Source organism: Pseudoalteromonas sp. AWM4_233, from assembly GCF_056158285.1.
On sequence record NZ_JBSWSZ010000001.1, the window covers coordinates 3,007,464 to 3,019,821 of the forward strand.

General features: G+C 42.4%; 13 protein-coding genes. 10 read left to right on the forward strand and 3 right to left on the reverse strand.

Annotated features, from left to right (window positions below; translation table 11 throughout):
• The first annotated feature begins 8 nt into the window (after nucleotides 1-8).
• The 9 genes from mrdA (at nucleotide 9) to ACXAC4_RS13605 (ending at nucleotide 9,298) form a co-directional block, all read left to right on the forward strand.
• Nucleotides 9-1,880, forward strand: a complete 1,872-nt coding sequence (gene mrdA / locus ACXAC4_RS13565) for a penicillin-binding protein 2 (RefSeq protein WP_475162482.1) — start codon at nucleotides 9-11, stop codon at nucleotides 1,878-1,880.
• On the forward strand, nucleotides 1,880-2,986 hold the full coding sequence (gene rodA / locus ACXAC4_RS13570) for a rod shape-determining protein RodA (protein WP_138480312.1): 1,107 nt from the start codon (nucleotides 1,880-1,882) through the stop codon (nucleotides 2,984-2,986). Before mrdA ends, rodA begins: the two co-directional genes overlap by 1 nt.
• Nucleotides 2,983-3,744 (forward strand): septal ring lytic transglycosylase RlpA family protein, encoded by a 762-nt coding sequence (locus tag ACXAC4_RS13575; protein ID WP_349285544.1) that lies wholly within the window; start codon nucleotides 2,983-2,985, stop codon nucleotides 3,742-3,744. The genes rodA and ACXAC4_RS13575 overlap by 4 nt, the downstream gene beginning before the upstream one ends.
• A 46-nt stretch (nucleotides 3,745-3,790) precedes the next feature.
• Nucleotides 3,791-4,951 carry a serine hydrolase gene (locus ACXAC4_RS13580; RefSeq protein ID WP_390441952.1) on the forward strand — a complete coding sequence of 387 codons (1,161 nt, stop codon included), beginning with the start codon at nucleotides 3,791-3,793 and terminating at the stop codon, nucleotides 4,949-4,951.
• 133 nt (nucleotides 4,952-5,084) lie between these two features.
• Nucleotides 5,085-5,363, forward strand: coding sequence for a DUF493 family protein YbeD (ybeD, locus tag ACXAC4_RS13585; protein WP_058030832.1), 279 nt, complete (start codon nucleotides 5,085-5,087; stop codon nucleotides 5,361-5,363).
• 9 nt (nucleotides 5,364-5,372) lie between these two features.
• Nucleotides 5,373-6,026, forward strand: a complete 654-nt coding sequence (gene lipB / locus ACXAC4_RS13590; protein ID WP_475162486.1) for a lipoyl(octanoyl) transferase LipB — start codon at nucleotides 5,373-5,375, stop codon at nucleotides 6,024-6,026.
• Nucleotides 6,023-6,988 (forward strand): lipoyl synthase, encoded by a 966-nt coding sequence (gene lipA, locus ACXAC4_RS13595; protein ID WP_058030834.1) that lies wholly within the window; start codon nucleotides 6,023-6,025, stop codon nucleotides 6,986-6,988. The genes lipB and lipA overlap by 4 nt, the downstream gene beginning before the upstream one ends.
• 184 nt (nucleotides 6,989-7,172) lie before the next feature.
• Nucleotides 7,173-8,378: an aromatic amino acid transport family protein gene (locus ACXAC4_RS13600; RefSeq protein WP_475162489.1), complete on the forward strand. Its 1,206-nt coding sequence runs from the start codon at nucleotides 7,173-7,175 to the stop codon at nucleotides 8,376-8,378.
• A gap of 56 nt (nucleotides 8,379-8,434) precedes the next feature.
• The gene (locus ACXAC4_RS13605) at nucleotides 8,435-9,298 is read left to right on the forward strand and encodes a hypothetical protein (RefSeq protein WP_475162491.1); all 864 of its coding nucleotides are present in this window, start codon (nucleotides 8,435-8,437) and stop codon (nucleotides 9,296-9,298) included.
• A 63-nt stretch (nucleotides 9,299-9,361) separates the two neighbouring features.
• On the opposite strand, the gene ACXAC4_RS13610 is transcribed toward ACXAC4_RS13605, so the two are convergent.
• The 3 genes from ACXAC4_RS13610 to pomA form a co-directional block, all read right to left on the reverse strand.
• The gene (locus tag ACXAC4_RS13610; RefSeq protein ID WP_475162492.1) at nucleotides 9,362-9,868 is read right to left on the reverse strand and encodes a hypothetical protein; all 507 of its coding nucleotides are present in this window, start codon (nucleotides 9,866-9,868) and stop codon (nucleotides 9,362-9,364) included.
• 213 nt (nucleotides 9,869-10,081) lie between these two features.
• Nucleotides 10,082-11,011 carry a flagellar motor protein MotB gene (locus ACXAC4_RS13615; RefSeq protein WP_138480292.1) on the reverse strand — a complete coding sequence of 310 codons (930 nt, stop codon included), beginning with the start codon at nucleotides 11,009-11,011 and terminating at the stop codon, nucleotides 10,082-10,084.
• 1 nt (nucleotide 11,012) lies between these two features.
• Nucleotides 11,013-11,780, reverse strand: coding sequence for a flagellar motor protein PomA (gene pomA, locus ACXAC4_RS13620; RefSeq protein WP_058030839.1), 768 nt, complete (start codon nucleotides 11,778-11,780; stop codon nucleotides 11,013-11,015).
• A 326-nt stretch (nucleotides 11,781-12,106) separates the two neighbouring features.
• On the opposite strand from pomA, the gene ACXAC4_RS13625 reads away from it, so the two are divergent.
• On the forward strand, nucleotides 12,107-12,349 hold the full coding sequence (locus tag ACXAC4_RS13625; RefSeq protein WP_475162495.1) for an exodeoxyribonuclease VII small subunit: 243 nt from the start codon (nucleotides 12,107-12,109) through the stop codon (nucleotides 12,347-12,349).
• Nucleotides 12,350-12,358: the final 9 nt, after the last annotated feature.

Below are 12,358 nucleotides of genomic sequence, written 5' to 3' on the forward strand. Positions count from 1 at the left end.
CAACTCAGATGATAAACAAAAGACCAACAATTCGTGACCATTCAGCTGAAGCAAATTTATTTGCTCGTCGCGCATTTGTTGGTTTTGTGTTTGTTACTTTCCTTATAGGCTTGCTACTCAGTAACGCCTACAAGCTTCAAGTCACAGAGCACGATACCCATAAGACACGCTCTAATGATAACCGTATTAAAGTGATCCCTGTTGCACCAAACCGAGGCTTAATCTACGACCGAAACGGGGTGTTATTGGCCGAGAACCGCCCTGTTTATAATTTAGAAGTGATCCCTGAACAAGTAGACGATATCGCCAAGCAACTTGCTGAAGTCGGCGCTTTATTAAACATTTCTGTAGAAGACCAAGAAAACTTTTTAAAGAATATTCGTCGTAAGCAGCGCTTTAAAAGCCGTGTTATCAAAGCGCGTTTAAACGAGCAAGAAGTCGCCTTATTTTCGGTTAATCAGCATAAATTTCCGGGCTTTAATATTGAAGCTCGCCTTGCCAGATATTACCCCTACGGTGAGACACTCACCCATGCACTTGGTTATGTTGCCAAATTAAATAAAAAAGAGCTCACGGCTTTAGAGCTCGCTGGTGAAGCCAAAAATTATCGTGCAACCCATGACATTGGTAAGCTTGGCATAGAAAAATTCTACGAAAAAGAACTGCATGGCATCGTTGGTTCACAACGTGTTGAAGTGAATAACCGAGGCAGAGTGATCCGCACTTTAAGCGTCGATGCGCCCACACCAGGGCAAGATTTAGTTCTTACGTTAGATATAGGCTTACAGCAAGTCGCTAAAAAAGCCCTTGAAGGCATGCGTGGTGCGATCGTTGTTATGGATCCTAAAGACGGTGGTATTCTCGCGCTTTATTCAAATCCAAGTTACGACCCAAACTTATTCGTACATGGGATCAGTGGTAAAGATTATCGCGCCTTACTAAATCCAGATCGACCTTTAATCAATAGAACGACTCAAGGTCGCTATGCACCGGCCTCTACGGTCAAACCGCATTTAGCTATTCTCGGCTTAGAAGAAGGCATTATTACTGAACAAACTCGCATGTGGGACCCGGGCTTTTTTCAAATTCCGAATGTTGATCACCGTTGGCGTGATTGGCAACGCTGGGGACATGGTCATGTTGATGTTTACAAAGCCATTGAGGAGTCTTGTGATACCTTCTATTACGAGATTGCCTATAAGTCTGGTATTACCAAAATCAGCAATTTTATGAATAAGTTTGGCTTTGGTGATTTATCTGGCATTGATATTCATGAAGAAACAACCGCTATTTTACCAACCGTAGCTTGGAAAAAAGAACGTTTTAAAGAAAACTGGTGGCCAGGCGACACCATCTCTGTCGGGATTGGACAAGGTTATTGGACTGCGACGCCAATGCAAATAGCCAACGCTGTAACAATCATGGTTAACAAAGGCGAACATTACCAACCCCATCTTGTACAAGTAAAAAAGCAGTTTGATGAAATCACGCCTATGTACACCGAAGAACGCCCGCCTATTGTGCTCAAAAATCATGACCATTGGCGCGTCGCCCTTGAAGCCATGCATAACACTGTAACTAAGGTCACAGGTACTGCGCATAAAGCATTTAAAGGGGCGGATTATGACCCTGCAGGTAAAACTGGTACTGCGCAAATTGTCAGCATCGCGCAAGGTGAGAAATATGATGCAGAAAAGCTAGACGAGCGTCATAGAGACAATGCAATTTACACAGGCTTTGCCCCCTATAATGACCCGCGTGTTGTTGTAACTGTGGTAGTGGAGAACCAAGGTGGCGGTAGTAAAATCGCAGCCCCTATCGCGCGTCAATTAATGGATTATTACTTTACTGCAAACCCTCTTAAGCAAGGAGCCAATTAATGGTGCTCGGTCATAAACGCACGCTATGGCAGAAAATACATTTAGATGTGCCTTTGCTATTAGCACTTGTTTGTATGATGTTTGGCAGCTTGGCAATTGTGTATAGTGCAAGCGGCCAAAACATGGATATGATGTTAAGACATAGTGTGCGCATGGGTGGCGCGGTCATCGCATTATTGGTGTTTGCTCAAGTTCCTCCTATCACTCTAAAGCGCCTAGTGATCCCACTTTATTTAGTGGGTTTGGCTATGCTGGTTGCGGTGTTTTTCTTTGGTATTACTATTAATGGTGCAAAACGTTGGTTAAACCTTGGCGTGACTAACTTTCAACCATCAGAAGTCATGAAGCTGGCTGTGCCTATGATGGTTGCTTGGTATATCTCTCAACACCGCATGCCCCCAAAGTTTATTAATTTGTTTATCGGTTTTATATTATTGTGTGTGCCCACCTTCTTAATTAAAGAACAACCGGATTTAGGCACCTCACTGCTTATTGCCAGTTCTGGCATTTTCGTTTTGTTTCTAGCGGGGTTAAGCTGGCGCCTCATTGGTGGTGCGCTGTTATTAATGGTCCCCGCTGTATTCGCTTTTTGGCATTACGGTATGCGCGCTTACCAAAAACAGCGCGTTATGACACTACTTGATCCTGAAAGCGATCCTCTAGGTGCTGGCTACCACATTATTCAATCGAAAATCGCCATAGGTTCAGGCGGTGTCGAGGGCAAAGGTTGGTTGCATGGCACGCAATCACAATTAGAGTTTTTACCTGAGCGACACACAGATTTTATCTTCTCGGTATTGAGCGAAGAGTTTGGTTTAATGGGCGTGGTGTTATTACTCAGCGTCTATTTATTTATCATAGGCAGAGGTTTATTGATTGCAGTACGTGCTCAAGATGCATTTAGCAAACTATTAGCTGGCGCTTTAACACTGACTTTCTTTGTATATGTATTTGTGAATATTGGCATGGTATCGGGCCTATTACCGGTTGTAGGTGTCCCCCTTCCCCTTATTAGCTATGGCGGCACATCCATGGTTACGCTGATGGCAGGATTCGGTATCATTATGTCAATTGCGACAGACAAGAGGATGTTACTTAAATCATGACTAAGTTGTATAAGGCTTACTTGCTAGCCCTTGTTGTCATTTTTGTGAGTGGGTGTAGCTCTCGCTATCACACACGCCAAGACACTGCACCTATGCGCATTCCTACCGAATATGAAATGCGTGATGCGAAAGTAAAAGTTGAGCCAAAAAGTGTCAGCGCCGGACGCCCTTATGTGGTGCTCGGTAAGCAATATCATCCTATGTCAGATGAAAAAGGTTATAAAGCGCAAGGTACCGCTTCATGGTATGGGCAAAAGTTCCACGGGTACTACACCTCTAACGGTGAGATCTTTAACATGTATGACATGACTGCGGCCCACAAAACCCTACCACTTCCGAGTTTTGTTAAAGTAACCAATTTAGAAAATGGCAAATCGGCTATTGTCAGAGTCAATGATCGTGGACCATTCCACGATGACAGGATTATCGACTTATCTTATGCCGCGGCCTATAAGCTAGGCTACCATAACCAAGGTACAGCAAAGGTTCAGATTGAAGCGATTACACTCGATCGCATTGCGCCAAGATTAACCTATATTCAAGTCGCTGCGAGTAGTAATAAAACCAATATTGAGCACTTGGCAAATAAACTCGCAGGTCAATTTGCAATTGATACCAATATTGCAGAAGAAGGTGGTTTACATAAACTTCGCTTAGGCCCGCTAGAAGATGATACTCATGCTCAATCCCTGCTAGAAAACTTACAGGCAGGTGAATTTCGCCAGGCTTTCTTGCTTTACAGTGAACAACGACTTTAGAATAGAAAAAGCTGACTAATTTTAATTTTATCGATAAAAGAACATAATGACTTTACTAAAAACCAAACTACTTACCAAAATTTGCGGGCTGGTATGCTCAGCAACCATTTTTTCAGCTTCCGCACAGATCCTACCTTCTGCACCTCAGATCAATGCAAAAGGTTATTTCTTGGTGGATTACACAACTGGCAAAGTCATTGCGGAAGGTGAAGCAGATACTAAGCTTGCTCCTGCTAGCCTAACCAAAATGATGACCAGTTACGTGATTGGTGTCGAAATTGAAGCCGGTAATATCTCACCAACTGATATGGTTACCATCAGTGAAAAAGCATGGGCGAAGAATTTCCCTGGCTCATCGGTCATGTTCATTGAAGTTGGCAAGCAAGTCAGTGTCGACGATCTTAACCACGGTATTATTATTCAATCAGGCAATGATGCGTGTGTGGCAATGGCTGAACACATTGCAGGCAGTGAGAGTGCATTTGCAGATCTTATGAACGCACACGCTGAAAAACTAGGCATGGCTAACACGCATTTTATTAACAGTCATGGCCTTGATACAGACGAGCATTACACGACACCGCGAGATATGGCGACGCTAGGTGCCGCGCTTATTCGTGACGTGCCTGAAGAGTATGCACTTTATAAAGAAAAGTCTTTTACCTTCAATGGTATCAAGCAGTACAACCGTAACTCACTGTTATGGGATGCAAGCCTTGACGTTGATGGCATTAAAACAGGCCACACATCAGAGGCTGGCTACAGCCTAGTGACATCAGCAACTAAAGACGATATGCGCTTAATTGCAGTTGTGATGGGTACAGACAGTGAGCGTGCTCGTAAAGTCGAAAGCAAAAAACTACTCAACTATGGCTTCCGTTTCTTCGAAACAATCACACCATATAAAGCGGGCGATAGCTTTGCAGATCAGCGTATTTGGATGGGTAATAAAGAGACGGTTTCTTTAGGTATTCTAGAAGACACACCCATTACCATCCCTCGTGGTCAACGCAAAAATTTAAAAGCGAACTTTGAATTAGATAAAACTTTAGAAGCGCCATTAGCCAAAGGCACTAAAGTAGGCACACTATTCCTTGAACTCGATGGCGAAGAAATCTCTCAGTATCCATTAGTTACGCTTGAAGAAATAGAAGAAGGTAGCTTCTTCAGTAAGATCTATGACTATTTACGTTTACAGATCATGTAATAATTGATTTATTAGTCATCAACGCCTCCTGAGTGAGGCGTTTTTTTTTGCCGCAAAAATGATAGAATGCCCGCCATTATTGAGCGTGTGTGAAATAAAAACACACCACACCATTTGCGATGAGGACACCTTCATGGTTCAACCAGTTAAAAATACTAAGTTTGACGAATACTTAGAGTTCCCTTGCCCATTCACGTTTAAAATTATGGGCCTAGCAAATGTAAATCTGACTGATCAGATCCTTGCAAAGTTGCAAACAATTGCACCGGGTGATTATGCGCCTAAAGTAAAACCGAGTAGTAAAGGCACTTACGAGTCGGTGACACTGGTCGCGACCGTTACTTCAAAAGAGCATATTGAGCAAATCTATACCGAAATTGGCAATATCGAAGACGTACGTTACGTACTGTAAAGGCTAACCATGACTCAAAGTACCGTGATAGTTCGCCAGTTAGGCTTGCAAAGTTACCAGCCTATTTGGCAAAAAATGCAAGACTTCACTGATACCCGAGACGATAACAGTCCCGATGAGATCTGGTTTGTTGAACATGAGCCTGTCTTTACTCAGGGGCAAGCAGGTAAAGCAGAGCATGTTTTAGCACCAGGCGACATTCCTGTTATTCAAGTTGACCGCGGTGGTCAAGTGACTTATCACGGTCCTGGTCAGCAAATGATGTATGTACTGTTTAATCTCCGTCGTCTTAAAATCGGCGTAAGAGAGCTAGTAACTTGGCTAGAAGAGTGCATTGTCGACATGCTGCAAGAGTATGACATTAATGCCTATGCCAAACCTGATGCGCCAGGAGTCTATGTCAACGACAGTAAAATTGCATCTTTAGGCCTGCGCGTTCGCCGCGGCTGCTCGTTTCATGGTCTTGCACTGAATGTAAACATGGATATGAGCCCATTTATGCGTATAAACCCTTGTGGCTATGCGGGTATGAACATGGTGCAAACAAGTGAATTAAATGGCCCGTCGCAACTTGATGAAGTTGCGCAAGGTCTTGTTAAACATATGCTCAAACGTCTTAACGCTGAGCATGTTGAACACAAAGAAGGGTTCGAGAACGAATGAGTAAACCAGTAAAAATGGAGCCAGGGGTAAAGCTTCGCGATGCTGAGAAAATGGCATTGATCCCAGTTAAGGTTATGCCAACTGAACGCGATGAAATGCTAAGAAAACCTGAATGGCTTAAAATCCGTTTACCTAAATCAAGTGAGCGCATTGAGGGCATCAAGCAAGCAATGCGAAACCATGGGTTACACTCAGTATGTGAAGAGGCATCATGCCCTAACCTATCTGAGTGCTTTAACCACGGCACAGCGACATTCATGATCTTAGGTGCTATTTGTACTCGTCGTTGCCCTTTCTGTGATGTAGCACACGGCCGTCCGTTAAAGCCAGACGCACAAGAGCCTGAAAAACTGGCTTTGACCATCAAAGACATGAAGCTTAAGTATGTGGTTATCACGTCTGTAGACCGTGATGACTTACGTGATGGTGGTGCACAACATTTTGCTGACTGTATTAAAGCGATCCGTAAGCACAATCCTGAGATCACCATTGAAATCTTAGTACCAGATTTCCGTGGTCGTATGGAAAAAGCGCTAGAGATCTTAACTGAAACGCCACCTGACGTATTCAACCACAACTTAGAGACCGCTCCTCGCCTGTATAAGCTGGCTCGCCCAGGTGCAGATTATAAGTGGTCTTTAGAACTACTTCGTCGTTTCAAAGAAGCACACCCGAATGTTAAAACTAAGTCGGGCTTAATGGTGGGCTTAGGCGAAGAAATGTCTGAAATCGAAGAGGTATTGCGTGACCTTCGTGAGCACAATGTTGACATGCTAACTGTAGGTCAATATTTACAACCTTCAAAACATCACTTACCGGTTAAACGCTATGTGCCACCAGCAGAGTTTGATGCATTAAAAGATTACGCTGACGAAATTGGCTTCACCCACGCAGCGTGTGGCCCGTTTGTTCGCTCTAGTTATCATGCTGACCAACAAGCTGCAGGTAAAGAAGTAAAGTAATCACCACTTTTCAAAAAAAACGCGATGCAGTGTCATCGCGTTTTTTTATGCCTAAATCTCAATACTGTGCAACAGAATGTAAAACATATATTACAAACACGTATCTTGATTTATAACAAAGGAGTTTCAATTTTTTGCTCTGCGTTATATCTTGCCTGCTCTCTCACACTTAAAGGGGCATAATGTGATAAAGAATAAAACCCTCGGCAGTATGCTAATTGTCGCAGGCACAACCATAGGCGCGGGCATGTTAGCACTGCCTATCGCTTCTGCAGGTATTGGCTTTAGTGCATCTTTAATCCTGATTTTATTAACTTGGCTATTAATGACCTATACCGCGTTATTAATGCTAGAGCTTCATCAATTCGCCAGCTCCGATGCCACACTCAATACGCTTGCCAAGACACTACTGGGCAAACGTGGGCAATATATCGCTAATTTTGCAATGGTCTTTCTGTTTTATGCGCTATGTGCAGCATATATCGCAGGTGGAGGCGCGCAATTACAGTCAAAAATAAATGCAGCGCTTGATGTCGATGTGGCCCCGCAAGTCGGCTCTATACTCGTGGCTGTACTGGTCGCAGCCATTGTCACCATGGGTACCTCAACGGTTGATAAACTAAACCGTGTTTTATTTGCCATTAAAGTAATCGTGCTGGGCAGTCTATTCTTTGTTCTGACCCCTTATGTTCAAGGTCAACACTTGCTCGAAATGCCGCTAGAGCAAGGGCTTCTTATTTCAGCCATACCTGTGATTTTCACTTCATTTGGTTTTCATGGTTCAATTCCATCAATTGTAAAATACGTTGGTGTTGACATTCGTTCACTCAGAAAAGTTATGATTTTCGGTGCCTCCGTGCCTTTAATTATTTATGTCTTCTGGCAATTGATCAGCCAAGGTATGATGAGCCAGTCACAACTTTTACAATCTGAAGGCCTACAAGGCTTCATTGGCAGCGTCTCTAGTTTAGTAAATAGCACACAGGTCAGTACGTCGATCACGATTTTTGCAGATTTAGCATTAGCGACCTCATTCTTAGGTGTAAGTCTTGGATTATTTGACTTCTTTGCTGATGCTTTCAAACAAGGTGATAACAAAAGCGCCCGATTGAAGACGGCATTAATTACCTTTGTGCCCCCGCTTGGCTTCGCTTTATTCTATCCACAAGGGTTTATTACCGCATTAGGGTATGCGGCAATTGCACTGGTTGTTTTAGCGATATTTTTGCCTGTTGCAATGGTTTGGGTACAAAGAGCACAACAAACTAATGAACAAGGCTATCAGGTAAAAGGCGGTCGATTTGGATTAAGCCTTGCAGCTTGTTGTGGGGTTGTCATAATAGCTGCACAAGGCTTGCAAATGTTTGGCGTTATTCCTGCGCTAGGTTAACGGTAAAAAGTTTGGGTTATCGTGCAAGCCTGATAACCCAAATTCAAGGAAGTCTTATGAAATACCCCCTAATCTTGCTTTCCTGCTCTTTTTTAGCCGCGTGCGGTGGCGGGGGCAGCGAACCACTATCAAAAGATAATACAGCGCCTACCGTCAATGAGAGCACACAATGTGGCAGTAATTTCTCAGCGCAAAGGCATTTCAATAAGCAAGAAACAAACATTGCTTATTGGCAAATAGAGGGGGATACGCTCCAAACTAAGCCACAAGTAACTTACTTTACAAACCGCTCAAGTAGCCTAGCAGAAACATCATACAAAGGCTCTGAACCACTGTGTGAGCAAGTAGCGAATATTTTTGGTGCAGACGTTACAGATACATGGCAAGGCGCTGAGAATAATACAATCAAAGTTGGTCAACAATTCAAATATATACCAGAACTTAGCGTCTCATTTGCACTGCCTGAAGTAAACTCTTTAAATGATTGGCGTGCTAAAGGCAGTCCCAACTCAATGCCCACTAACCTATTGCAAAGTACACTGACCGTCTGGTACCAAAATTCAGATGAGCAGAGGTTTTTACAAGGAGACTTATCAAATAATCAAAGAGTCGTACCATTAGCATGCAATGATACTGACTTTACTATTTTACTTTCTTTAATTGAGGTTGATGAACAGTTAAGCAGCAGTTTAAACCCTGCCTATTGTGAAGAGGTACGCAGTAATAACATTACTAAAACAATGTGTTTAAGTGCCAACTTACCTCAAGAAAGGTTAATACAAAACTGTGAGTTTACTTTGACAGATATTGTTATTCCAAACGCCCAGGGAAATAAAACATTTGTTAAGTTAGCTGCTCAAACCTCTGCAGGTTCAGATGCCGGGATTAATGTTGCAATCACTGATATTGATATAAATTAATCTAAGGGTAGTAATATCTATACCAGTTTAAGGGATTAACTAGGCGCTTAAACTGGTGAAACACTATCCCTTTACTTGTAGTTGGTTTACTCGATTTTTTAAAAGATACATCACGGGCAGAAAGCACAGGATGACGGTGAGAATATTCACTAAAGGTAAAATACTTTTATAAAGGTAGGTCGAGTAACTTAAATCGAGATAGTGCCTATCTACCAATCTAAATAACTGCATGATAGGCGCAGGAAGTACAATGAGTTGTGCCAATACGCTTTGCCATAAATACACTTTGTCTTTCAATGCCCAGACAGCCAAAATGGCCATAAAAACGATGTCACTCAACGCCCAATAAATGTAACGAATGACATATAGATCGGCATCAACTTTTTTAATCAAAGGGAAAGAAAAATAGCCAATCACATAAAATGCGGCACACAGTGCCGCATATCTAAGGGCTTTGTCATCTTTTAATAATGCAAACAGAGCAACCGAAATAAACGTTAGTAACGTCGCATGGTCTCTTACTAATAACAAAAATTGATTAAAGTAAGTGCTGTTTAAATCGAATGACATATTGAAAGGTTAATCTTGAGATGATTAATCTAACGATTTTTCTTCTGACTTTGGTGGCTCATCATTATCATCAGCACCGTCGCCATTATTTCCTGGCATGTAAGCGTATTTACTTAGAATAGACATCGTATTTCTCCTTGATAAATGATTCATATTCAAATTAGCTGAATTCCAATCATCTATCAAGAAATACAATACTAAAGAATGAAAAAATTAATTGCCACGCAGTTCGATAGGATCAGATTCTTTCGCTTTACCTTGTAGAATAGAAATTTCGACACGGCGATTGCGGCGTCTATCTGTGTCATTCTCATTGGGTACTAGCGGGCGTGTATCAGCATGACCAACAACGACCATTCTATTTTTATCAAACCCTGGGGCTTTCACCATTTCACTGGCAACGGCAACCGCACGGGTTGCAGATAAATCCCAGTTATTAGAGTAAAGCTCATTGGTCACCTGAAAATCATCTGTATGACCTGATACTGTAATTTCTCCTGGCACATCTTTTAAAAGCTCCGCAATTTCACGAATGATCGGCTTAAACTTTGGCTGTAAAAATGCACTACCAGAAGGGAAAGCACCATTTTCTTGAATGCGAATAATGATCTGTTGTCCAAGAGACTCAAGCTCTATTGCACCATCCATAATTTGCTTTTCCATTTGCTGGGCAATTTTCTTCACCAATTCATTCACTTGCTCTTGATCGGCTGCCGAAATGGCCTGCTCCATAGATTGCTCTTGTGAAGTACTTTGCGATTCGCCACCACGTTTATTACCGCGTTGCTCTTGACGACCACCTGCTGAAGCCTCATCACCGGCCTGGAACTCCAACATTTGCTGAGTCATTTCTACCGTCTGCTGTTGGATAGTTTCGATGGGAGTCGGCTCAGGTTTACCAGGTGTGAACTCCATAGCTATTACACTGGTCCCCTTAGGAATGTCTTTTACCTCGATTTTATTTTGCACACCAAAAGCAAACTTCATCGAACCTGCAATTTGTTTAAACTTTAAAACATCCATTTCAGAGAAAGCCAACAGCAGAACGAAGAAGCACATCAAGAGTGACATTAGATCAGCAAATGTTCCCATCCAAGCGGGTAGCCCGGGGGGGGGACATTTACATTCTTGTTCGTCTGACATACTACTCCTCCTTGTCGCTGCCGCGTTTCGACTCAGGTAGGTAGTTCTTCAGAATACCTTCAATTACTTTCGGGTTTTGACCATCTTGAATACCCAAAATTGCATCCAAGATTAAGCGTTGATTTTGTTCTTCTTCATCTTTACGCAATTCAAGTTTCGCCTGAATAGGAATAGCAACTACGTTCGCAAGGAACGCACCATATAACGTTGTAAGTAGTGCTACTGCCATTGCAGGACCTATCGCTTTTGGGTCATCCATGTTTGATAACATGGCAACTAGACCAATTAGCGTTCCGATCATACCCATCGCAGGGGCGATATCTGCCAAAGATTTAAATAAGTTAGCGCCTAATTCGTGTCGAGAGGTAGTGAGTGAAATGTCTTTTAATAAAGTAGCGCGTACAACATCAGCATCATGACCATCTACTAACATATCAACGCCCTTACGCATAAAGGCATTGGGTATTTCTGCTTCTTCCAAAGCCAAAAAGCCACCTTTACGAGCCGAGTCAGCCAATTCAACGGCTTTCTCAATGAGCTCTTCTGGAGATTCAATCTTGAACATAAAGGCTTTGCCAACAACTTTACCAATGCCTAAAAACTGGCTCATAGTGAAGTTCGAGAGTACGATGAAAATAGAGCCACCGAATACAATGACGGTAGATGGGCCATCACCAAACATGGCCAAGTCACCATTACTACTCATGAACATCGCCATGATGACCAAACCTATTGCGCCTACTATTCCGATAACGGTTGCTAAATCCACTATCCCCTCCAGAGAATACTTATCATTACTTTTTTATTATGACACTCGAAGTCAATTTTTTGAGTGGCAACTACAAATATCATGCTTAATTCGAATATTTGCAAACCTTGTGCCTATGTTACAGTGAAAAGCCTAGCTTTCAGTAAGACTTTTATCGGCAACATCTTGAATATCTTAACTCAATTACGTTGTTAAAATTCGATTAAAGCCCACATAAGGCAAAAAATAAACTGATCCGCCACGATTGCCAGTAACAAGCTTTGACCTGAGTCGCTAATCCTCCTAAAATTGCTACCTTTAAAATAAATTGCTGGGCAAGATGTACTATGGCTGCAAAAAAACCTGAAAATCTAAGTTTTGAAGAAGCAATGTCCGAACTAGAAGGCATTGTACAGGCTATGGAACAAGGTAGTCTGACTTTAGAACAATCTTTAAAGCAATTTGAACGTGGTGTTCAATTAGCCAATGCGTCTAATGAAAAGTTAAACAGTGCTGAGCAAAAAGTCTCAATCCTGATGGGCAATGACCCTGAAACACCAGTAACACCAATGCCAAATCAATTAGATTAAGACCCCGCA